21 protein-coding genes and 1 rRNA gene are annotated in these 22,477 nt (G+C 35.9%); 14 read left to right on the top strand and 8 right to left on the bottom strand.

Annotated features, from left to right (window positions below; translation table 11 throughout):
- From AC2CGR_RS22325 to dnaA, 7 genes are all read right to left on the bottom strand, one after another.
- Positions 1 to 269, bottom strand: a 16S ribosomal RNA gene (locus AC2CGR_RS22325); the annotation flags it as partial.
- Between the two features lie 242 nt (positions 270 to 511).
- Positions 512 to 2,983, bottom strand: coding sequence for a DNA gyrase subunit A (gene gyrA / locus AC2CGR_RS22320; RefSeq protein ID WP_071758537.1), 2,472 nt, complete (start codon positions 2,981 to 2,983; stop codon positions 512 to 514).
- Positions 2,984 to 3,071: 88 nt separating this feature from the next.
- On the bottom strand, positions 3,072 to 4,994 hold the full coding sequence (gene gyrB, locus AC2CGR_RS22315; protein ID WP_000435986.1) for a DNA topoisomerase (ATP-hydrolyzing) subunit B: 1,923 nt from the start codon (positions 4,992 to 4,994) through the stop codon (positions 3,072 to 3,074).
- A gap of 38 nt (positions 4,995 to 5,032) precedes the next feature.
- Complete coding sequence (recF, locus tag AC2CGR_RS22310; RefSeq protein WP_000470746.1) at positions 5,033 to 6,160, bottom strand: DNA replication/repair protein RecF; 1,128 nt, start codon at positions 6,158 to 6,160, stop codon at positions 5,033 to 5,035.
- 12 nt (positions 6,161 to 6,172) lie between these two features.
- A complete protein-coding gene (gene yaaA, locus AC2CGR_RS22305; RefSeq protein WP_000821367.1) occupies positions 6,173 to 6,385 on the bottom strand; it encodes a S4 domain-containing protein YaaA in 213 nt (70 codons plus the stop codon).
- 127 nt (positions 6,386 to 6,512) lie between these two features.
- Positions 6,513 to 7,652, bottom strand: coding sequence for a DNA polymerase III subunit beta (gene dnaN / locus AC2CGR_RS22300; RefSeq protein WP_001212891.1), 1,140 nt, complete (start codon positions 7,650 to 7,652; stop codon positions 6,513 to 6,515).
- A 178-nt stretch (positions 7,653 to 7,830) separates the two neighbouring features.
- Positions 7,831 to 9,171, bottom strand: a complete 1,341-nt coding sequence (dnaA, locus tag AC2CGR_RS22295; RefSeq protein ID WP_000428025.1) for a chromosomal replication initiator protein DnaA — start codon at positions 9,169 to 9,171, stop codon at positions 7,831 to 7,833.
- A 565-nt stretch (positions 9,172 to 9,736) separates the two neighbouring features.
- Here dnaA and rpmH point away from each other — a divergent pair.
- The 10 genes from rpmH (at position 9,737) to spo0J (ending at position 18,782) form a co-directional block, all read left to right on the top strand.
- Complete coding sequence (gene rpmH, locus AC2CGR_RS22290; RefSeq protein WP_000831901.1) at positions 9,737 to 9,871, top strand: 50S ribosomal protein L34; 135 nt, start codon at positions 9,737 to 9,739, stop codon at positions 9,869 to 9,871.
- A 76-nt stretch (positions 9,872 to 9,947) separates the two neighbouring features.
- On the top strand, positions 9,948 to 10,295 hold the full coding sequence (gene rnpA / locus AC2CGR_RS22285; RefSeq protein WP_029440294.1) for a ribonuclease P protein component: 348 nt from the start codon (positions 9,948 to 9,950) through the stop codon (positions 10,293 to 10,295).
- 52 nt (positions 10,296 to 10,347) lie between these two features.
- Positions 10,348 to 11,115, top strand: a complete 768-nt coding sequence (spoIIIJ, locus tag AC2CGR_RS22280) for a YidC family membrane integrase SpoIIIJ (protein ID WP_087968542.1) — start codon at positions 10,348 to 10,350, stop codon at positions 11,113 to 11,115.
- Positions 11,112 to 11,729: an RNA-binding cell elongation regulator Jag/EloR gene (gene jag, locus AC2CGR_RS22275; RefSeq protein WP_131101223.1), complete on the top strand. Its 618-nt coding sequence runs from the start codon at positions 11,112 to 11,114 to the stop codon at positions 11,727 to 11,729. Before spoIIIJ ends, jag begins: the two co-directional genes overlap by 4 nt.
- A 226-nt stretch (positions 11,730 to 11,955) precedes the next feature.
- Entirely contained in the window at positions 11,956 to 13,332 is a 1,377-nt protein-coding gene (gene mnmE / locus AC2CGR_RS22270; protein ID WP_087968540.1) for a tRNA uridine-5-carboxymethylaminomethyl(34) synthesis GTPase MnmE, read from the top strand.
- Between the two features lie 46 nt (positions 13,333 to 13,378).
- Positions 13,379 to 15,268 (top strand): tRNA uridine-5-carboxymethylaminomethyl(34) synthesis enzyme MnmG, encoded by a 1,890-nt coding sequence (gene mnmG, locus AC2CGR_RS22265; RefSeq protein ID WP_087968539.1) that lies wholly within the window; start codon positions 13,379 to 13,381, stop codon positions 15,266 to 15,268.
- Between the two features lie 21 nt (positions 15,269 to 15,289).
- Entirely contained in the window at positions 15,290 to 16,009 is a 720-nt protein-coding gene (rsmG, locus tag AC2CGR_RS22260; RefSeq protein ID WP_001019621.1) for a 16S rRNA (guanine(527)-N(7))-methyltransferase RsmG, read from the top strand.
- Positions 16,010 to 16,114: 105 nt separating this feature from the next.
- The gene (gene noc, locus AC2CGR_RS22255) at positions 16,115 to 16,987 is read left to right on the top strand and encodes a nucleoid occlusion protein (protein WP_000799027.1); all 873 of its coding nucleotides are present in this window, start codon (positions 16,115 to 16,117) and stop codon (positions 16,985 to 16,987) included.
- 189 nt (positions 16,988 to 17,176) lie between these two features.
- Complete coding sequence (soj, locus tag AC2CGR_RS22250) at positions 17,177 to 17,938, top strand: sporulation initiation inhibitor protein Soj (protein ID WP_000516114.1); 762 nt, start codon at positions 17,177 to 17,179, stop codon at positions 17,936 to 17,938.
- The gene (gene spo0J, locus AC2CGR_RS22245) at positions 17,931 to 18,782 is read left to right on the top strand and encodes a stage 0 sporulation protein Spo0J (protein ID WP_001051839.1); all 852 of its coding nucleotides are present in this window, start codon (positions 17,931 to 17,933) and stop codon (positions 18,780 to 18,782) included. The genes soj and spo0J overlap by 8 nt, the downstream gene beginning before the upstream one ends.
- 20 nt (positions 18,783 to 18,802) lie before the next feature.
- On the opposite strand, the gene yyaC is transcribed toward spo0J, so the two are convergent.
- Positions 18,803 to 19,399: a spore protease YyaC gene (gene yyaC, locus AC2CGR_RS22240; protein WP_087968538.1), complete on the bottom strand. Its 597-nt coding sequence runs from the start codon at positions 19,397 to 19,399 to the stop codon at positions 18,803 to 18,805.
- A gap of 258 nt (positions 19,400 to 19,657) precedes the next feature.
- On the opposite strand from yyaC, the gene AC2CGR_RS22235 reads away from it, so the two are divergent.
- The 4 genes from AC2CGR_RS22235 (at position 19,658) to rpsF (ending at position 22,454) form a co-directional block, all read left to right on the top strand.
- The gene (locus AC2CGR_RS22235; RefSeq protein WP_087968537.1) at positions 19,658 to 20,539 is read left to right on the top strand and encodes a mechanosensitive ion channel family protein; all 882 of its coding nucleotides are present in this window, start codon (positions 19,658 to 19,660) and stop codon (positions 20,537 to 20,539) included.
- A 20-nt stretch (positions 20,540 to 20,559) separates the two neighbouring features.
- A complete protein-coding gene (locus AC2CGR_RS22230; RefSeq protein ID WP_000436051.1) occupies positions 20,560 to 20,757 on the top strand; it encodes a DUF951 domain-containing protein in 198 nt (65 codons plus the stop codon).
- Between the two features lie 115 nt (positions 20,758 to 20,872).
- The gene (ychF, locus tag AC2CGR_RS22225; protein WP_000524669.1) at positions 20,873 to 21,973 is read left to right on the top strand and encodes a redox-regulated ATPase YchF; all 1,101 of its coding nucleotides are present in this window, start codon (positions 20,873 to 20,875) and stop codon (positions 21,971 to 21,973) included.
- 190 nt (positions 21,974 to 22,163) lie between these two features.
- Positions 22,164 to 22,454 (top strand): 30S ribosomal protein S6, encoded by a 291-nt coding sequence (gene rpsF, locus AC2CGR_RS22220; RefSeq protein WP_001233778.1) that lies wholly within the window; start codon positions 22,164 to 22,166, stop codon positions 22,452 to 22,454.
- Positions 22,455 to 22,477: the final 23 nt, after the last annotated feature.

Below are 22,477 nucleotides of genomic sequence, written 5' to 3'. Positions count from 1 at the left end.
ACCTCACCAACTAGCTAATGCGACGCGGGTCCATCCATAAGTGACAGCCGAAGCCGCCTTTCAATTTCGAACCATGCAGTTCAAAATATTATCCGGTATTAGCCCCGGTTTCCCGGAGTTATCCCAGTCTTATGGGCAGGTTACCCACGTGTTACTCACCCGTCCGCCGCTAACTTCATAAGAGCAAGCTCTTAATCCATTCGCTCGACTTGCATGTATTAGGCACGCCGCCAGCGTTCATCCTGAGCCAGGATCAAACTCTCCAATAAAGTTAGTTTGTCTAGCATCTAAAATAAAAATTGACGTTTCACGTTGTTTGTTTCGTTTAGTTTTCAAAGTTCAACATCGCGTTTCAGCGACTTTTATAATATATCATAGTACATTATTTTCGTCAACAAGTTTTTTTAGATAACTTGTATCTCTCATTTGCTGACTCTGCCTATTATATAGACTTTCTCTTCCCTATGCAAGTATTATTATAAAAAAATAAAGAGGGGAGATATCTCCCCTCTTATTCTTCTGAAGAAACCTCTTCGCTCGTTTCTTCCTCATCATCTTTTTGTGCTTTTGCTACTGTCGCTACCTCTTGCTCATCCTCTAATCGAATTAGACGAACACCTTGTGTATTACGTCCCATTTGAGAGATTTGATCAACCGGCATACGAATAATAACACCTGCTGCTGTAATTAACATTATATCCTCTTCACCTGTTACAGATTTAACAGCTACTAATTTACCGTTTTTATCTGTAATATTACAAGTCTTCAGACCTTTACCACCACGGCTTTGTAGACGGTATTCATCAATTGGCGTACGTTTTCCATAACCATTTTTCGTTACAATTAAAACATTTACATCCTCTTCGACAATTTCCATACCTACAACTTGATCTTCTTCACCTAATGTAATTGCCTTTACACCAGCCGCATTACGTCCCATAGAACGCACATCTTGCTCGTTAAAACGAATTAACATACCATTGCTTGTTCCTACAATAATATCCTTATCACCAGATGTTAAACGTACAGATATTACTTCATCCTCTTCACGAAGAGAGATTGCAATCAAACCATTTGTACGTATATTCGCAAATGATGAAAGTGGCGTTCTCTTAGAAATACCTTGTTTTGTTGTGAAGAATAAGAACTCATCGTCACCAAATTCGCGAATTGGAATAATGGCGTTAATCCATTCACCCTTATCTACACCCAATAGGTTGATAATAGGTATACCTTTCGCTGTACGACTATACTCTGGGATTTCATATCCTTTCGTACGGTATACTTTCCCCTTATTAGTGAAGAATAGAATATGATCATGTGTAGAAGTAGTTAATAAATGCTCTACGAAATCATCATCATTTGTTCCCATTCCTTGCACACCACGTCCGCCACGGTTCTGTGTTTTGTACGTAGAAGCTGGTAACCTCTTAATATAACCATTATGAGTTAACGTAATGGCGATGTTTTGTTCTGGAATCAAGTCTTCATCTTCAATAGACTCCATACCACCAATTGTAATTTCCGTGCGTCTCTTATCATTGAAGCGCTCTTTTACTTCCGTTAATTCTTCACGAATAATCTCAAGAACCTTTTCTTCATCCGCTAAGATTGCTTTTAATTCAGCGATTAACTTCATTAAATCTTGATATTCTTGTTCAATTTTTTCGCGTTCTAATCCTGTTAAACGTTGTAAACGCATATCTAAAATAGCTTGCGCTTGTTTTTCACTTAAACCGAAACGCTCCATTAAACCTTGCTTTGCAATTTCTGCTGTTTTCGAACTACGAATTAATGTAATAACTTCATCCAGGTGGTCTAAGGCGATTCGTAACCCTTCTAAAATATGAGCACGCGCTTCTGCTTTTTCTAGTTCATAAGCAGTACGTCTACGAATTACTACCTTTTGATGTTCCAAGTAATGATATAAATTTTGTTTTAAGTTCAGTACTTGCGGCTCTCCATTTACAAGAGACAACATGTTAATACCAAAACTTGTTTGAAGTGCTGTATGTTTATATAAGTTATTTAATAATACGTTAGCATTAGCATCCCGACGTACTTCCATAACAATACGCATACCATTTCGATCTGATTCATCACGTAAATCTGTAATACCTTCAATTTTCTTATCGCGAACTAATTCTGCGATTTTTTCAATTAATCGTGCCTTATTCACTTGATAAGGTAGTTCCGTTACGATAATAGATTGTTTGCCATTTGACTTCTCTTCAATTTCAACTTTAGCACGAAGTATAATAGAACCTCGTCCTGTTTCATAAGCTCTACGAATGCCACTTCGTCCCAAAATTAAACCTGCCGTTGGAAAATCTGGTCCTGGAATAAACTCCATTAATTCTGCAATAGTAATATCAGGATTATGGCTTAGTGCCAATACTCCATCAATTACTTCACCAAGTTGGTGCGGCGGAATGTTTGTTGCCATACCAACTGCAATACCCGTCGTACCATTCACTAATAAATTAGGGAAACGCGCTGGCAATACAATTGGCTCTCTTTCAGAACCATCATAGTTATCTTGATAATCAATCGTATTTTTTGAAATATCACGTATTAATTCCATAGAAATCTTAGACATTCTTGCTTCTGTATAACGCATTGCTGCTGCCGAATCACCATCAACAGAACCAAAGTTACCATGCCCATCAACAAGCATATAACGTTGGCTGAAATCTTGCGCCATACGTACCATCGTCTCGTAAACAGCTGAATCACCATGAGGGTGATACTTACCGATTACTTCACCGACAATACGCGCTGATTTCTTATACGCTTTATCAGCTGTAATTCCTAAATCATTCATCGCATATAGAACCCTACGATGCACAGGTTTTAATCCATCACGAACATCTGGTAATGCACGAGATACGATAACACTCATTGCGTAATCTAAAAATGAGGTACGCATTTCATGACTAATATTAATTTCTCGAATTCGTGCTTGTTGTTGATTGTCTGACATCAACGAGCACCTCCTCTTACATTTCCGTTACACATACATTGATTTATATGTAGAAGACAGGAATACTTAGATTCCTGTCATTACTCATTTAAATATCAAGGTTTTTCACGTATTTTGCATTTTCTTGGATAAAGTTACGACGTGGCTCTACTTTATCTCCCATTAAAATTTCAAATGTTTCATCTGCCTCAATTGCATCTTGAAGAGAAACCTGAAGTAATGAACGTACTTCTGGGTCCATTGTTGTCTCCCACAGCTGAGTTGGATTCATTTCCCCTAGACCTTTGTAACGTTGGATTCCTGGTTTAGGTTGAGCTGGTAATTCAGCTAAAATCTTTTCAAGCTCTTTCTCATTATAAGCATATTGAATTTTCTTACCTTGTTGTACTTTAAACAAAGGTGGCTGTGCGATATATATATATCCACACTCAATTATTTGACGCATATAACGATAGAAGAACGTTAATAATAGGGTACGAATATGTGCACCATCAACATCGGCATCGGTCATAATAATAACTTTATGATAGCGTGCTTTTTCAATATCGAAGTCTCCGCCGATATTTGTACCAATCGCCGTAATAATTGTACGAACTTCATCATTTGATAAAATTTTATCTAAGCGGGCCTTTTCAACATTAATAATTTTACCTTTCAGCGGTAAAATTGCTTGGAAATGACGATCGCGCCCTTGTTTTGCAGATCCACCCGCAGAGTCACCCTCTACAATATAAATTTCACTAATTGCGGGATCTTTAGAAGAACAGTCTGCCAATTTCCCTGGTAAACTTGAAACTTCTAAAGCGCTCTTTCGACGAGTTAACTCACGAGCCTTTTTAGCTGCTACACGTGCACGCGCTGCCATCGTCCCTTTATCTATAATTTTACGTGCAACATTTGGATTTTCCAGTAAGAACTTTTCAAATGCCTCTGAGAATACTGACTCTGTAATTGTTCTTGCTTCACTATTTCCAAGTTTCGTCTTCGTTTGTCCTTCAAATTGTGGATTCGGATGTTTAATTGACACAATTGCAGTTAAACCTTCACGAACATCCTCACCAGTTAGATTACTGTCTGCATCTTTTAAAATACTATTTTTACGACCATAATCGTTGATCACACGAGTTAAGGCTGTTTTAAATCCTACTTCATGCGTTCCACCTTCATACGTATGAATGTTATTCGTAAATGAGTAAATATGATTTGTATATCCTTCGTTATATTGAAGCGCAACTTCAACCTGAATTCCATCTTTTGAACCTTCTACATATACAGGTTCTTCATGAATTGGTTGTTTTGAACGATTTAAATGTTCAACATATGATTTAATTCCACCTTCATAGTGAAACTCTTTCTTTTGCTTATGTTCACGCTTATCTTCAATTGTTAATTTAATATTACGATTTAAAAATGCCAGCTCACGCATACGAGTCGCTAACGTATCAAATTCATATTCTGTCGTCTCTTTAAAAATCTCTGGGTCTGGCTTAAAGCGAGTTATTGTTCCAGTTTTATCTGTATCGCCGATGACTTTTAAATCCGCAACTGGGATACCTCTTTCATACTTTTGGTAATGGATTTTTCCATCACGATGTACAAATACCTCTAGTTCTGTTGATAAGGCATTTACAACAGATGCACCTACACCGTGCAAACCACCAGAAACTTTATAACCGCCACCGCCAAACTTACCACCGGCATGAAGAACGGTCATAATAACTTCTACAGCAGGACGTCCCATTTTTTCTTGTATACCAACTGGAATACCACGTCCATTATCCGTTACAAGGATACTATTATCTTCTTCGATACTAACATTAATTTCATCACAGTACCCTGCAAGTGCTTCATCAATACTATTATCGACGATTTCCCACACAAGGTGGTGAAGTCCTTTTCCACTTGTAGATCCAATATACATACCAGGGCGCTTTCGAACTGCTTCTAGTCCTTCAAGTACCTGTATCTGGCTTTCATCATATGAATTTTCTTGCATTTGCTTTTGTTCCATTGACACAAAGATCACCTACTTTTCCATTTAAACAGGGATTATGCCCTATCTATTTCACAATCTACCGTGCCGTTCGTTACATGAATTGTTTTCGCTTCTTTTAATGTTTCGTGTTCAATTCCGTCGACACTCGTCGTTGTCACAAATGTTTGCACTTTTCCTTGAATTGTATTTAACAGATGTGATTGACGATAATCATCTAATTCTGATAATACATCATCCAATAAAAGGATCGGATATTCCTTAACTTCTGAGTAAATCAATTCAATTTCAGCTAATTTTAGGGACAGTGCGGTCGTTCGTTGTTGTCCTTGTGAACCAAAGACTTGAACATTTTTACTATTAACGAAGAATTGTAAATCATCACGATGAGGACCAAGTAAAGTCGTACCACGGAAAATTTCACGTTGTTTCACAGATTGAAAACTTTCATAGTATACTTCTTTTATTTTCGACAAATCCATTGATTCTGATACATCTACACTTGGTTTATAGACAATTTCTAATTCTTCTAATCCACGGCTTATACCGCGATGAATTGGAGCTGCCCATTCTTGTAGTAAATGCAAAAATTCAAAACGCTTTTGCAATATCTTTGCACCATGCTCAATAAGTTGAAGTGTAAATACATCCAACATCGTTTCCTCATTCTTACTATTCCCTTGCATCTTTTTCAGCAAGTGATTTCGTTGTGTGAGCACCTTTTGATATTGACTCAATTCATACAAATAGACCGGAGCTATTTGGCCTAATTCCATATCTAAAAAGCGTCTTCTTACTTGAGGGCTTCCTTTTACAAGATTTAAATCTTCTGGGGCAAACATGACAACATTCATCACGCCAATATATTGACTCAATTTTTGTTGTTCAAGTTGATTTAATTTTGCCTTTTTACCTTTTTTCGAGATATTTAATTCCAAAGACAAAGAACTATTTCTCTTTTGTAACTTCCCCTTAATTTGACCGAAATCTTCATCCCAACGGATAAGCTCGCGATCATTAGAGGTTCTATGAGATTTCGCCATCGCTAAAACATAAATAGCTTCCATCAAATTCGTTTTCCCTTGCGCATTCTCGCCGATAATTACATTTACCTTATCTTCAAAGGAAAGCTCTAACTTTTCATAATTGCGATAGTTTTTTAATTGTATTTCTGAAATAAACAAAGGGCTCCCCCTTTATGACTGAACTTGGAAACTTCCGCTTCCTGGAATTTCAATAATATCGTTCGCATATAGTTTGCGACCTCTTCTATTTTCAAGTTCTTGATTCACGTACACTTCATATTCTTGTAAAAACCATTTTACAGCGCCACCTGTATCAATTACATCGGCTAACTTTAAAAATTGTCCTAGTGTAATATACTCTGTTGAAATTTTAATACGTTTCATAAAATCGCTCACTTTCTGAAAGTGTTCATTCTTTCATTGTACTAAATAAACTAGCATTAGGAAAGTAATACCCAAAAATCAAATAAGGGCTACTAGCATCTGAAAACTAGCAACCCTTATTTCTTACTTAGTAAGTACGAACCGGTAAAATTAATTGAATAATGGATTCATCATTTACTGTACGAATTAAGAATGGTCTCATTGCTCCAGTAAAGCTAATCTTAATTTCAGTACTATCTAATGCTTTCAGTGCATCCATCATATATTTTGCACTAAAAGATATTTTTAACTCTTCCCCATCTACTTTTTCACATTGAACTTCTTCTACTACTTTTCCGATTTCTGGTGAATTCGAAGAAATTTCTAGCATTGCCTGCTCTAAAGTTGATAATTTTACAACATTATTACGACCATCTCTTGCTAATAGAGATGCACGATCAATTGCTTGTAAAAATTCTTTTGTATTTACAAAAATATCTGTTTTACTCTCCGCTGGAATTAAGCGAGTTGTATCAGGATAATTTCCTTCTAACAATCTTGAGAAGAATAATAAATGTTTTGTACGGAATAATACTTGATACTCCGTAATAACGATATCTACCATTTCTTCAGACTCATCTAAAATTTTGCTTAATTCATTTAAGCTTTTCCCCGGAATAACAACATTTGCTTGGAATTCATCTGCAATACCTTCGATTTTTGCTTTTCGAAGAGCTAACCTGTGACTATCTGTAGCAATGCAAGTTAGTTCGCTGTTATATACCTTCCAGTTTACACCTGTCAAGATCGGTCTTGTTTCAGAAGTGGAAACTGCAAATACAGTTTGTCTGATCATATGTTTAAGTAAATCCGTTGGGATCTTAAAAACATGATGTTCTTCAATTTGTGGTAACAACGGATATTCTGCAGAATCTAAACCATTTAAATTAAACTCTGATTTTCCAGAAGTTATTTTTGTCATCAAATGATTTTCTACAGAAATTTCTACAGTTTCTTTAGGTAATTTTTTTACAATTTCACTAAAATATTTCGCCTGTAAAACAATACTTCCTGATTGTTTTACTTCTACGATTTCTTTTCCATCCTCTTCAACTGGGATAAAAGATTCAATCGAAATATCAGCATCGCTTCCTGTTAATGTAACTCCTTCTTCCGTAGCTACAACTTTAATTCCTGTAAGGATCGGAATTGTTGTACGAGAAGAAACAGCCTTCATTACATCTTGTACACTTCTTACAAGATAGTCTTTTTGTATTGTAAAACGCATAAAGAAAAACCTCCGGTAAGTATAAGATTTTATTTAATTAATAAAGATAAAAAATAGTAGTAATAGTAATAGGGCTTGTGGATATGTGGATAACCCCGTTAAAGGATGTAAAAACAGTCTATCTACATGTGGATAGACTGTGCGTAAAACAAGGAAAGTTATTCACACTATTCAGCTACTACTTTAAAATATCGTTAATTTCTTCAACTTGCTTTTGTAATTGCGTATCCGTCTTAAGTAGCTTAGAAATTTTTTCATGTGCATGTATAACTGTTGTATGATCGCGTCCACCGAATTCTTCACCTATTTTAGGTAAGGAGGAGTCTGTCAGTTCACGTGATAAATACATTGCAATTTGGCGAGGAAAGGCAACCGATTTCGTTCGCTTTTTCGCCTTGAAATCTTCCAATTTTACTTGATAAACATCTCCGACAGCTTTTTGAATATCATAAATGGAGATAATTTTTGGTTTAGAATTTGGAATAATATCTTTAAGTGCTTCAGCTGCTAAATCAGCATTAATATCTTTATTAATTAAAGATGAATAAGCTACGACTCGGATAAGTGCACCTTCTAGTTCACGAATATTTGAATCAATTTGATTTGCAATGTAAAGCATGACCTCATTTGGTATATCAAGTCCTTCAGCCTTTGCCTTTTTGCGCAAAATTGCAATTCGTGTTTCTAAATCTGGTGGCGTAATATCCGTAATGAGTCCCCATTCAAAGCGAGAACGAAGACGATCTTCTAAAGTTGGAATTTCTTTTGGTGGCCGATCACTGGAAATTACAATTTGTTTACTTTCTTCGTGTAATGCATTGAATGTATGGAAAAACTCTTCTTGAGTTTGTTCTTTTCCTGCTAAAAATTGAATATCATCTATCAATAAAACATCTACATTACGGTATTTATTACGAAAATCGACCGCTTTATTATCACGAATAGAATTAATGAATTCATTTGTAAATTTTTCTGATGATAAATATACAACTTTGGCATTTGGGTTATGTTCAATTACATAATGACCAATTGCATGCATTAAATGGGTCTTTCCAAGTCCAACTCCCCCATAAATAAAGAGGGGATTATATGCTTTAGCTGGCGCTTCGGCTACGGCCAATGAAGCAGCGTGAGCAAAACGGTTACCAGAGCCAATAACAAACGTATCAAACGTATATTTTGGGTTTAGCATACTCTGTGGTAAATGATTAGAATCATCTTGTGCTGAATTTGGTTTAGAAGGAGGAAGATCAATCTCCTCTTCAGCTTGACTTTGGGGAATAATAAAGCGAATAGCTAATTTTGCCCCTGTTAAATCATAAAGTGTTTCCGAAATTAGCTCTGAATAATGAGATTCTAACCAATCGCGGGCGAATTCATTTGGAGCCGTAATTGTTAATACGTCTTTCTTTAAATTATGTGCGGTTGTTGATTTTAACCATGTTTCATAACTTGGTTTACTTACCTTTTTTTCTAGTTCTTTTAAGGCGCTGTTCCATAAATCAGAGATGTTTTCCAAAGGTGTCCCTCCTTTACTAAGATGGTAAAAGAATAAGGTTGCGCAACAAATGTACAACCTAAATAAATATAAAATGTATATTTATACGAAACGTATTTTAAAACCTAAAAACGTCGTTTGTATATGAGATAGGGTTTTCGACAAAAAAAGCAAATGTGGATAATCATTTACCCACATGTGATTAAAACTGTCCACATGTTATACACAAATTGTGGATAAGATAAAGATGTGGAAAACTTATTCAAAGTGAAAACACAACTATAATATCAAAAAAAAGTAGCTATAGCAATGAAATTAAGAAAGTTATCCACAAAATCAATACCTTGTGGAATAAACTTGTCCACAACACGATATACTGTGTAAAAGTATGAAATGAGTTTGTGGATATAAAAAACAAGAAAAAACATTTATCCACAAGGAAATGTAGCGTCTGTGAAAAAGTATGTGAATAGGTTCGAAATGAATATTTCATGAAAATTTCTAGAACCATTGACATTTTCCTAGTTGATTAACTATAATTTATAAGACTGTCTTTAACAGATATTCCTCAGGGAGGTGTCATATAATGAAAAGAACTTACCAACCAAATAAACGTAAGCGCAGCAAAGTACATGGTTTCCGCAGCCGTATGAGCACAGCGAACGGACGTAAAGTGCTAGCAGCTCGTCGTCGTAAAGGAAGAAAAGTATTATCTGCGTAGACCACTGATCGTTCAGTGGTCTTTTTTTCTAATAATAGTGAATTTCCGCTGATGAACTACAGGAGTGTCAATTGATATGAAGAAAAAACATCGTATAAAAAAGAATGATGAATTCCAGACGGTTTTTCAGAAAGGAAAATCGAATGCGAATCGTCAATTTGTTGTGTATCAACTAGATAAAGAAGAGCAGCCAAACTTTCGTATTGGCCTTTCTGTCAGCAAGAAAATAGGAAATGCAGTAGTGCGTAACCGAATTAAACGTATGATTCGCCAGTCGATCACAGAATTAAAAGATGAGATAGATTCTGGAAAAGATTTTGTTATAATAGCAAGGAAGCCTTGTGCAGAGATGACATATGAAGAAGTAAAGAAAAGCTTAATTCATGTCTTTAAACGCTCTGGTATGAAAAGAATAAAAAAGTAGCGTAAGGAAATGAATTACACTATATACATACCGAAACAAGGAGGAGCAGGCTTTGAAAAAGAAAATAGGTTTACTGGCCATGGTTATTACATTAATGGCAATTGCTACCGGCTGTAGTGAAACGGGTCAGCCGATTACATCGAAGAGCACTGGGATTTGGAATGAATATTTCGTATACCCGCTTTCTCAGTTAATCACGTATTTTGCGACATGGCTTGGTGATAATTACGGTTTAGCGATCGTTATTACGACCCTTATTATTCGTTTTGCATTATTACCATTAATGATTAAGCAAACGAAGAGTACGAAAGCTATGCAGGCGTTACAACCAGAAATGGTAAAGTTAAAAGAGAAATATAGCTCGAAAGACCAAGCAACACAGCAAAAATTACAACAAGAAATGATGCAGCTATATCAAAAAAATGGTGTAAATCCATTAGCCGGTTGTTTACCAATATTTGTTCAGATGCCTATTTTATTCGCATTTTATCATGCGATTATGAGAACATCAGAAATTAGTAAACATACATTTTTATGGTTTGATTTAGGACAGGCAGACCCTTACTATATCTTACCGGTTGTTGCAGCGATTACGACATTTATTCAGCAAAAGCTTGCAATGGCAGGAACTGCTGGTCAAAATCCACAAATGGCAATGATGATTTGGCTTATGCCGATTATGATTTTAATCTTTGCAATTAACTTCCCAGCTGCATTATCACTTTACTGGGTTGTTGGTAATATCTTTGGTATCGCTCAAATGTACTTGATCAAAGGGCCGGAAATTAAGGCTAGTAAGGCAGGAGGATCAAGCAAGTGAGTATAATTACTGCTAAAGGACAAACAGTCGAGCTGGCAGTACAGGATGCTTTAAGGCAATTAAATGTTTCAAAAGACCGAGTAGATATAAATATTATCGATGAGGGTAAGAGAGGGTTCTTAGGTTTATTTTGGAACCGACCTGCAGTAGTAGAAGTTGTATTGAAGAAAGATCCAATTCAAGAATGTGAAGAATATTTAAAAAATGTTATTCACGATATGGGTGTGGAAGCTGAGATTAGTAAAATTGTAAAAGGACGCGAAGTTGAATTTACAATTTACGGCGAAAATGTAGGTGTTTTGATTGGAAAAAGAGGGAACACCTTGAATTCTTTACAGTATTTAACAAAACTTGTGGCGAATCGTAATACGAAGCAGTACATTGGTATCACATTAGATGCTGAGAATTATCGTAGTAAAAGAAAAGCTACGTTAGAAGCACTTTCTTATCGATTAGCCAAACAAGTAGTAAGTACGAAAAAAAGAGTTGTATTGGAGCCTATGCCATCTTTTGAACGAAAGATTATCCACCAAGCATTATCTAATCATCAAAATATCATTACAACTTCTGAAGGAAAAGAACCAAATCGACATGTTGTAATATCTTCCAAGTGACCGGTTACTCAATTGAGTGCCGGTTTTTTTGAGGGGAAAATAGGTGTGGATAACTAAAAAACACTAAACTTATCCACTGTGAATAAGTTTAGTGTTTTTTACATGAGGACATAATAAAATGAGTTATTATTCTTTTGTAGATAGGTTCGTTATGGTATTCTAATAATTTAGTGAAGAAAATAATCATGTTGAAATAGAGATAAATAAGCAAGTGAGGTGAAAGGACATGGAATTTGATACAATTGCCGCGATTTCCACAGCGCTTGGAGAGGGTGCAATTGCCATTGTTCGAGTAAGTGGGGATGATGCGGTTGAAAAAGTTAATCGTATTTTTAAAGGGAAGGATTTAACAGAGGTTCCTTCTCACACAATTCATTATGGTCATATTGTTGATTTAGATACAAATCAGGTTATTGAAGAAGTAATGGTGTCTATTATGCGTGCACCAAGGACTTTTACACGTGAAAATATAGTAGAAATTAACTGTCACGGTGGACTTGTTTCGGTAAATAAAGTATTGCAGCTTATTTTAGCGCAAGGAGTACGATTAGCGGAGCCTGGTGAATTTACAAAACGTGCTTTTTTAAATGGCCGTATTGATTTATCACAAGCAGAAGCTGTTATGGACTTAATCCGTGCAAAAACAGATCGAGCAATGAACGTAGCGATTAATCAAATGGAAGGACGATTATCCAAATTAATCGGCCGTCTGCGTCAGGATATATTAGAAACGTTAGCTCATGTTGAGGTAAACATAGATTACCCAGAATATGATGATGTGGAAGAAATGACACATCATATCTTAATTGAGAAAGCTACACATGTTCGTGCTGAAATTGCAAAAATATTAGAAACATCAAAGCAAGGAAAGATTTTACGTGAAGGTATTGCTACTGCAATCATCGGTAGACCTAATGTTGGGAAATCATCGCTATTAAATAGTCTCGTTCAGGAGAAAAAGGCAATTGTAACTGATATTGCAGGAACAACTCGTGATGTTATTGAAGAGTACGTTAATGTGCGTGGTGTACCACTTAAACTTATAGATACAGCCGGTATTCGTGAAACAGAAGATATTGTTGAACGAATTGGTGTAGAGCGTTCAAAAGAAATGATGAGTCAAGCTGATTTAGTGTTAGTTGTCGTTAATTATAGCGAAGCTTTAACGAATGAGGATGAAGATCTATTCCGTGCCGTACAAGGAAAAGATTTCATTGTTATTGTAAATAAGACAGATTTACCGCAAGCAATTGATATGGAACGTGTTATAGAATTGGCAGAGGGAAATCGTGTTATTACAACGTCGTTAATTGAGGAACAAGGAATAGATGAGCTTGAAACTGCAATAGCTGATTTATTTTTTGAAGGAACAATTGATTCTGCAGATGTAACATATGTTTCTAACGCGAGACATATTGGATTATTAACACAAGCAGGAAAAACAATTGGAGACGCAATTGAAGCGATAGAAAATGGTGTTCCAATTGATATGGTGCAAATTGATTTAACAAGAACGTGGGAAATACTTGGTGAAATTACTGGTGATACCGTTCATGAAAGCCTAATTGACCAGTTGTTCTCTCAGTTTTGTTTAGGAAAATAATATAGTGATGTTTCAGAAAGATAGAGATTATTAGGAGGAATAAACAATGGGATACAATGCCGGTTCATACGACGTCATAGTAATCGGTGCAGGTCATGCAGGATGTGAAGCTGGTCTTGCGGCAGCACGAATGGGCTCCAAAACATTAATGTTAACAATTAACTTAGATATGGTAGCGTTTATGCCATGTAACCCTTCTGTTGGTGGACCAGCAAAAGGGATTGTTGTTCGTGAAATTGATGCATTAGGCGGAGAAATGGGACGCAACATTGATAAAACGCATATTCAAATGCGTATGTTAAATACAGGTAAAGGACCAGCTGTACGCGCACTTCGAGCACAAGCAGATAAATTCTCTTACCAGCATGAATTAAAGAAAACAATTGAAGAAACACCAAACTTAACGTTGTTCCAAGGAATGGTAGAGCGTTTAATCGTTGAAGATGGCGAATGTAAAGGGGTAATTACGCAAGCTGGTGCTGAATATACAGCAAAAACAGTCGTAATTACGACTGGTACGTTTTTACGTGGTGAGATTATTATGGGAGATTTAAAATATTCGAGTGGTCCAAATAATCAACAACCATCTATTACGTTATCAGAACATTTAGAGGAGCTTGGATTTGATCTTGTTAGATTTAAAACAGGTACACCTCCGCGCGTAAATAGTAATACGATTGATTACAGTAAAACAGAAATTCAGCCAGGTGATGATAAACCACGAGCTTTCTCTTTTGAAACGACAAAGTTTATTATGGATCAAATTCCATGTTGGTTAACGTATACAAGTACGGAAACACATCGTTTAATAGATGAGAACCTACATCGCTCAGCTATGTATTCTGGTATGATTAAGGGAACAGGTCCTAGATATTGTCCTTCAATTGAAGACAAAGTAGTAAGGTTTAATGATAAACCACGCCATCAAATTTTCTTAGAGCCAGAAGGACGTAATACACAAGAAGTATACGTACAAGGTTTATCCACAAGCTTACCAGAAGACGTACAGCGTGATATGCTTAGAACAATCCCTGGTCTAGAAAATGTTGAAATGATGCGTACAGGTTATGCAATTGAATATGATGCAATTGTGCCAACACAACTATGGCCAACACTTGAAACGAAAAAAATTAAAAATTTATATACAGCAGGACAAATTAACGGAACTTCTGGTTACGAAGAGGCGGCAGGACAAGGGCTTATGGCCGGAATTAATGCAGCATGTCGTTCTTTAGGTAAAAAAGAAGTTATTTTAGGTCGTGAGGATGCTTATATTGGTGTCTTAATTGATGATCTTGTAACGAAAGGGACGAATGAACCATATCGTTTATTAACGTCTCGTGCAGAGTATCGTCTATTATTACGCCACGATAATGCGGATCTTCGTTTAACTGAAGTTGGTCGTGAAATTGGATTAATTAAAGAAGAGCGCTATGAACGATTTATAAATAAAAAATTACAAATTGAACAGGAAAAGGAACGTTTAAGCAGCATTATTATTAAACCACGTCCTGAAGTTCAAGAATTAATTCGCAATATTGGTGGAAGCGAATTGAAAGATGGAATACGTGCAAGTGACTTATTACGTCGTCCAGAGATGACATATGAGCATATTCATCTTTTAGTACCAAGTGAAGTAGAATTAAGTGATGAGGTTACAGAACAAGTTGAAATTCAGATTAAGTACGAAGGATATATCGAAAAATCTTTACAGCAAGTAGAGCGTATGAAGAAAATGGAAAACAAAAAAATCCCTGTGGATATTGATTATGATGCAATTTCTAGCCTTGCATCAGAAGCTAGACAGAAATTGAAAGATGTTCGTCCACTTTCAATGGGACAGGCTTCACGTATATCGGGTGTAAATCCAGCGGACATTTCCATTTTACTTGTGTATATTGAACAAGGAAAAATTGCGCGAGTATCGAACCAATAAATAGTAAGGAGATATTGTTAGATGAACATAGAACAATTTCAATCTATGCTAGAAGAGAAGGGTATCACCCTCTCTTCTAGACAGTTAGAGCAGTTCGAAATCTACTTCGAAACACTAGTAGAGTGGAATGAAAAAATGAACTTAACGGCTATTACGGAGAAAGAGGAAGTATATTTAAAACACTTTTTTGATTCCATTACAGCTGCTTTTTATTATGATTTTTCAAAACCATTCTCAATTTGTGATGTTGGCGCAGGAGCTGGATTCCCAAGCATTCCTTTAAAAATCTGTTTCCCGCATTTAAAAGTGACGATTGTAGACTCATTGCAAAAACGTATTAATTTCTTAAATCATTTAGCACAAAAGTTGGAATTAAGTGACGTCGCGTTTTGTCACGATCGTGCTGAAACGTTTGGGAAAAAAGAAGGTGTACGTGAAGCGTACGACATTGTAATGGCACGTGCAGTCGCGCGTCTTTCAGTATTAAGTGAGCTATGTTTACCACTTGTAAAAGTTGGGGGAACATTCATTGCAATGAAAGGTGCTGCAGCAAACGAAGAAATTGAAAATGGCAAGTATGCTTTAGAGGTACTAGGCGGGGATCTAAAAGAAATGTCTACGTTCCAATTACCGTTTGAAGAAAGTGAACGTAATATTTTATTAATCGAGAAAAAACGCAAGACACCAAAGAAATATCCACGCAAACCGGGAACACCCAATAAATTACCTATTGAAAAATAAATCTTATTAGACGTAAGATTAAATTATATAAATGAAAACGTAAATGTTTCATAGGAAACATTTTATGGAGAATAGTCAATAGGCCTAAAAGGTGGTGGAATATGTATGAAAAATACGTTTTCTCGTTTATTTGGCTTTGGAGATAAAGAGAGCGAATTCGAATTACAAGACGAAAGCCATGAAGAAATAGATAAAAAGGTATATGAAGAAATACAAGAAATTCCGATAGTAAATATTACCCCTAACCGCTATCAACCACGAACAGTTTTTGATGATGCGCGTATTGAGGAACTAGCATTAACGATTCGTACACACGGACTTATTCAGCCGATTGTTGTGAGGCAATATGAAGATGATAAGTACGAGATTATTGCTGGAGAAAGGCGTTTCCGTGCAGCAACAAAGTTAGGATGGGAAAAGGTTCCTGCAATTATAAAAAACTTAAATGATACAGAAACAGCTTCTGTGGCTTTAATTGAAAACTTGCAACGTGAGGAACTAACAGCAATCGAGGAAGCTGTGGCATATCAAAAGCTAATTGAGTTACATAATTTAACGCAAGAAGCATTGGCACAAAGACTCGGAAAAGGGCAATCCACAATCGCAAATAAGTTGCGATTGTTAAAGTTGCCTGAAGAAATAAAAAGTGCGTTATTAGAAAAAAGCATTACAGAACGTCATGCCCGTGCGCTCATCCCTTTAAAAAATGAGGAATTACAACTGAAGGTTTTACAGGAGATTGTGGAAAAACAATTGAATGTAAAGCAAACAGAGGAACGAATTGCGAAATTACTAGAGGAAGCAAAACCGAAGCGTAAGGCAAAGCAAAAAGCAGTAAGTCGAGATACGAGAATTGCCATGAATACAATTAGGCAGTCATTACAAATGGTTGCTGACAGTGGTTTAAATGTTAATTCTGAGGAAGAAGAGTTTGACGAGTACTATCAAATTACAATTCAAATTCCGAAGAAAAAATAATAATGGCATGTTAGAGACCTGATCCTATTGGATAGGTCTCTTTTACTATATTTTCTTGTTAGATGAAGAAGGAGTTTACAAATAAATTTTGAAGTTTAATAAGGACGTAAAAGAAAAACTTTTATTTCATGTTACAATAAACGTAATTGTTACTAGAATAAGATAGAAAGGTTGAAAGTAGGTGACATCATGGGAAAAATCATTGCTATAGCCAATCAAAAGGGTGGCGTTGGAAAAACAACAACATCTGTTAATTTAGGGGCTGGATTGGCACAAGTAGGTAAAAAGGTCCTTCTTGTAGATATTGATGCTCAAGGAAATGCAACGACGGGTGTGGGGATTGAAAAATCCGAATTAGATCAATGTATTTACAATGTTCTTGTGGAAGATGCAGATGTTCAAGGGGTTATACAAAAAACCGCAACTGAAAACTTAGATGTTCTACCCGCTACAATTCAATTGGCAGGTGCTGAAATTGAATTGGTACCAACTATTTCCCGGGAAGTACGTTTGCAAAGGGCATTGCAGCCAGTTCGTGATGAATATGATTATATTATTATCGACTGTCCCCCGTCCTTAGGGTTATTAACGATTAATGCATTAACTGCAGCAGATTCTGTTATTATTCCTGTTCAATGCGAATATTACGCACTAGAAGGGTTAAGTCAGCTATTAAATACAGTTCGACTTGTGCAAAAGCACTTAAATAAAAATCTAGCAATTCAAGGTGTATTGCTAACAATGTTGGATGCCCGTACAAATTTAGGGATTCAGGTTATAGATGAAGTGAAAAAATACTTTAGGGATAAAGTATACCGTTCGATTATCCCTCGTAATGTTCGTTTGAGTGAAGCACCAAGTCATGGGAAACCAATTATGCAGTATGACGCTAAATCAAGAGGGGCAGAAGTATATATAGATTTAGCAGAGGAAGTGATTGCAGGTGGCTAAAGGGTTAGGAAGAGGAATCAATGTATTTTTTCCTGATTTAGATGTGAAAGAAGAAGAGACAATTCAGGAGATTACGATAACTGAATTAAGGCCGAATCCATATCAACCACGTAAACACTTTAATAAAGAGGCGATTCAGGAATTATCGGCCTCTATTAAAGAGCACGGCATATTACAACCGTTAATTGCTAGAAAGAGTATTAAAGGATATGAAATTGTTGCAGGTGAAAGAAGATATCGTGCTGCTAAAGAGGCGGGACTTGAAAAAGTACCTGCCGTTGTCAGACAATTAAATGAGCAGCAAATGATGGAGTTTGCATTGCTTGAAAACTTGCAACGAGAAGATTTAAATCCAATGGAAGAAGCAATGGCATACCAAATGTTAATGAATGAGCTAAATGTGACGCAAGAACAATTAGCAAAACGTCTTGGTAAGAGCAGACCTTACATTGCAAACTATACGCGGTTATTGAGCCTCCCTTCTTTTGTTCAAGATATGATCGCAAATGGTCAACTTTCAATGGCTCATGGGAGAACTTTGCTTACGATAAAAGATGAAGAACAATTGAAATCTTTATTAAAACGAATCGAAAAAGAAGGATTAAATGTTCGTCAATTAGAGAAAATTGTTCAGGAGATTAATCAAAGCGTTTCACGTGAAACAAAACAAGTGAAAAAAGAGAGAAACATATTTTTCATAGAGCGCGAAACGTTCTTAAGAGAAAAGTTTGGCACAGATGTGAAAATTAAAGAAACGAAAAAAGAAAAAGGTAAAATCGAAATTGAATTTTTTAATAAAGAAGATTTAAATCGTATTTTAGAATTATTAGCGCAGAAAAACTAAAAAGCAAACCATCTTATTATTTATAGATGGTTTGCTTTTTTTAATGCACATATTTTTTGATCTGTTTCTTTTATGCTCTGTGCGATTACGTCAGCCATTTTCATGACTAAACTTAATCTTGTATTTTGTAGAACGAAAAACTCCATAAAACCATTTAAATTTACGATGCCATGAATATGTAAATCACCAACTGCAGGTAATTTCTTATTCATTGCAGCTCCAGGTTTACTAGGTCCCATTCCTGTAGTGATGGAACCAATACTTTGAGATTTTCCTAAACAGGCATCAACCGCAATTATAAATGAAGTAGGATTATCTTTCTGTATATTCTGAATTTTTTCTTCTAAATTTAGCGCATGTACTGGATCATCTAGTGTGCCGAACACTTGGAAGTTTTTAATTCCTATTTGTTCTAGTTTCGTACCGACTAATGGGCCGAGTGCATCTCCTGTAGAACGATCTGTTCCGATACAAACGAGAATAATTGGTATATGAGTCTTAATAGGGATATGGGAAAGTAAGAAGTTACTAATTGTCTCGGAGGCTTCTATATCTTGGTGCATAACATTTTGAGTTTCTTTTTCGAAAAAAGGTAAGCGAAAACTTCCAATATTCATGAAGCACCCATCCTTTTAATAAATTTTCAAAATATGTTATATGGTGAGTAAAATGGAAAACTATAAGTGCGTACTTGCTGTGAAATTTAAGTGAGAACGGAAATAATAGTACTAGTATATATATATTCGTTCCATTTTATACCTGCATGGCGGTTAACAAATGGAAATAAAGTCATAAAATTTTTTCAGCAATTAGGAGACTTCTGATACAATAAGAAGGATAATTAAAAAGAAATTTTGGGTGAGAGGTAGAGGTACATGGATTTATTAACGAAGTGGTTTAATGCTACGAAACAGTATTTATTAGATGCTGATCGTTGGGCTCATATTGGAATTGCGACATTGAAAATATGTATTATTTTAACAATCGGTGCAATTGTAGTGCGAATTGCAAGGGCTGTTGTACGAAATGCGTTTCGTATGGGAAGTCGTTCACCAATTCAAATTTCAGAACGTCGTACAGTTACAGTAGCGAAGTTACTTGAAAATATTGTGGCATACGTTGTTATGTTTATTATGTTAATTGCGATTTTAGGTGTGTTTAATATTAATGCATCAGGTTTATTAGCCGGTGCCGGGGTAATTGGTTTAGCAGTCGGATTTGGTGCTCAAAGTTTGGTTAAAGATGTTATTACAGGGTTATTTATCTTGATAGAAGATCAATTTTCAGTAGGTGACTATGTAAGAATTGGTCAGTTTGAAGGTGTCGTTTTGGAAATTGGACTTCGTACAACAAAAGTGAAAAGTTGGACAGGTGAAATCCATACTTTACCAAACGGAAGTATTATTCAAGTTACGAACTTCTCAGTAAGTAATAGTGTAGCATTTGTTGATGTATCTATTTCGTATGAGGCTGATATAGCAAAAGCAGAGCAAGTCATTGAAGACTTATTACAAGAATTACCTGCAAAGTACGAACAAATGGTAACAACACCGCAATTGTTAGGTGTACAAACATTAGCTGCTTCAGAAGTTATATTACGTGTTATTGCTGAAGTAGAACCAATGCAACATGCAGTTATTGCAAGGGCACTTCGTAAAGAAATTAAAAACCGTCTAGATTTACATGGTATTGAAATTCCATATCCACGTATGGTTTTATATAATCGTGAAGAATTAGTGAGTGGAAAAGCAATTTAATATGGAGAGGGGTTTGGAGAATGGAGCAAAAGCAGTATAACTTGTATGATGTTGTGGAAATGAAGAAAGCACACCCATGTGGGGAGAATCGTTGGAAGATTATTCGTATGGGAATGGATATCCGCATTAAGTGCGAGGGATGTGACCATTCCGTAATGATTCCTCGAAGAGAGTTTGATCGTAAGGTAAAAAAAATACTTGTGAAGCACGAAGAATAGAGAGAAAGTAACAGTTGCAGTGGGTGACTGTTACTTTTTTTCGTTTGGAGGAAACTTGTCATTTTTTTCGTTACTATCTATAATGATGAAAGATTGAGACATAGGAGTGAAAAATATGGGATTAACGGCTGGGATTGTTGGATTACCTAACGTAGGGAAGTCCACTTTATTTAATGCAATTACACAAGCAGGAGCAGAATCTGCGAACTATCCATTCTGTACAATTGATCCAAACGTAGGAATTGTAGAAGTACCAGATGAGCGTTTAAATAAATTAACGGAATTAGTAGAACCGAAAAAAACTGTTCCAACTGTATTTGAATTTACTGATATTGCAGGTATCGTAAAAGGTGCTAGTAAAGGTGAAGGTTTAGGAAATAAATTCTTATCTCACATTCGCCAAGTAGATGCAATTTGCCAAGTTGTTCGTTGTTTTGAAGACGAAAATATTACGCACGTTTCAGGTAAAGTAGATCCAATTGATGATATTGAGACAATCAACTTAGAGCTAATCTTAGCAGATTTAGAATCTGTTGATAAACGTATCGAACGTGTTGCGAAATTAGCAAGACAAAAAGATAAAGAAGCTGTATATGAGCATGAAATTTTAGTACGTTTAAAAGAAGCTTTCGAAGAAGGAAAACCAGCTCGTACGGTTGAATTTACAGAAGAGCAAATGAAGATTGTTAAAGGTCTTCATTTACTGACAACGAAAGAAATGTTATACGTGGCAAACGTAAGCGAGGACGATGTTATCGATCCTTCTGAAAATAAATACGTACAAATGGTAAAAGAATTTGCTGCAAATGAAAATTCTCAAGTAATCGTTGTATGTGCAAAAATCGAATCAGAAATTGCTGAGCTAGACGAGGAAGAGAAAAAAGTCTTCCTTGAAGAACTAGGCATTGAAGAATCTGGTTTAGATCAATTAATTCGTGCTGCATATGATTTATTAGGACTTGCTACTTACTTCACAGCTGGTGTACAAGAAGTACGTGCATGGACATTCAAACAAGGTATGAAAGCACCGCAATGTGCTGGTGTAATTCATACAGACTTTGAGCGTGGATTTATTCGTGCAGAAACAGTTTCTTACGAAGACTTAATGACAAACGGTTCTATGACAGCTGCAAAAGAGGCTGGTAAAGTCCGTTTAGAAGGAAAAGAGTATATTGTAAAAGACGGAGACGTTATGCACTTCCGCTTCAACGTTTAATTTAATATTTCCTAGGAAAAATAAAGATATGAGCTTGGCAAATATATTAGTGTTTGCCAAGTTTTTTATGTATGGGTGAGTTGATTCATCTAACTTACTATGATATAATCTAAACTCGTGAGTAATTACTATAAATTAATTGCTCCTTGCCCATTACGGGCCGTTTAGACCAAAAGGAGGTGAAAGTGTAATGAGAAAGTACGAAATTATGTACATCATTCGTCCTGGCGTTGAAGAAGAAGCTCAAAAAGCTTTAGTTGAACGTTTTGCAGGTGTTTTAACAAACAATGGTGCAGAAATCATTAACACGAAAGAGTGGGGTAAGCGTCGTTTAGCTTACGAAATCAACGACTTACGTGAAGGTTTCTACATGATCTTAAACGTGAAATCTAACGCAGAAGCGATTAACGAATTCGACCGTTTAGCTAAGATCAACGAAGACATCCTTCGTCATATCGTTGTTAAAGAAGAAGAAAAATAATTGATATATAAGGGAGAGTGGTT

The sequence above is a fragment of the Bacillus sp. LSHTCR4 genome (genome assembly GCF_057197025.1).
The sequence above is the reverse complement of the archived record's forward strand: the minus strand, read 5'-3'. Positions and strand labels throughout refer to the sequence as shown.

What these genes read in the sequence shown, in the direction of transcription:
- gyrA (WP_071758537.1), bottom strand. Translation starts at nt 2,983, where the DNA reads ATGTCAGACAATCAACAACAAGCACGAATTCGAGAAATTAATATTAGT.
- gyrB (WP_000435986.1), bottom strand. Translation starts at nt 4,994, where the DNA reads ATGGAACAAAAGCAAATGCAAGAAAATTCATATGATGAAAGCCAGATA.
- yaaA (WP_000821367.1), bottom strand. Translation starts at nt 6,385, where the DNA reads ATGAAACGTATTAAAATTTCAACAGAGTATATTACACTAGGACAATTT.
- dnaN (WP_001212891.1), bottom strand. Translation starts at nt 7,652, where the DNA reads ATGCGTTTTACAATACAAAAAGACTATCTTGTAAGAAGTGTACAAGAT.
- rpmH (WP_000831901.1), top strand. Translation starts at nt 9,737, where the DNA reads ATGAAAAGAACTTACCAACCAAATAAACGTAAGCGCAGCAAAGTACAT.
- rnpA (WP_029440294.1), top strand. Translation starts at nt 9,948, where the DNA reads ATGAAGAAAAAACATCGTATAAAAAAGAATGATGAATTCCAGACGGTT.
- mnmE (WP_087968540.1), top strand. Translation starts at nt 11,956, where the DNA reads ATGGAATTTGATACAATTGCCGCGATTTCCACAGCGCTTGGAGAGGGT.
- mnmG (WP_087968539.1), top strand. Translation starts at nt 13,379, where the DNA reads ATGGGATACAATGCCGGTTCATACGACGTCATAGTAATCGGTGCAGGT.
- rsmG (WP_001019621.1), top strand. Translation starts at nt 15,290, where the DNA reads ATGAACATAGAACAATTTCAATCTATGCTAGAAGAGAAGGGTATCACC.
- noc (WP_000799027.1), top strand. Translation starts at nt 16,115, where the DNA reads ATGAAAAATACGTTTTCTCGTTTATTTGGCTTTGGAGATAAAGAGAGC.
- soj (WP_000516114.1), top strand. Translation starts at nt 17,177, where the DNA reads ATGGGAAAAATCATTGCTATAGCCAATCAAAAGGGTGGCGTTGGAAAA.
- yyaC (WP_087968538.1), bottom strand. Translation starts at nt 19,399, where the DNA reads ATGAATATTGGAAGTTTTCGCTTACCTTTTTTCGAAAAAGAAACTCAA.
- AC2CGR_RS22235 (WP_087968537.1), top strand. Translation starts at nt 19,658, where the DNA reads ATGGATTTATTAACGAAGTGGTTTAATGCTACGAAACAGTATTTATTA.
- AC2CGR_RS22230 (WP_000436051.1), top strand. Translation starts at nt 20,560, where the DNA reads ATGGAGCAAAAGCAGTATAACTTGTATGATGTTGTGGAAATGAAGAAA.
- ychF (WP_000524669.1), top strand. Translation starts at nt 20,873, where the DNA reads ATGGGATTAACGGCTGGGATTGTTGGATTACCTAACGTAGGGAAGTCC.
- rpsF (WP_001233778.1), top strand. Translation starts at nt 22,164, where the DNA reads ATGAGAAAGTACGAAATTATGTACATCATTCGTCCTGGCGTTGAAGAA.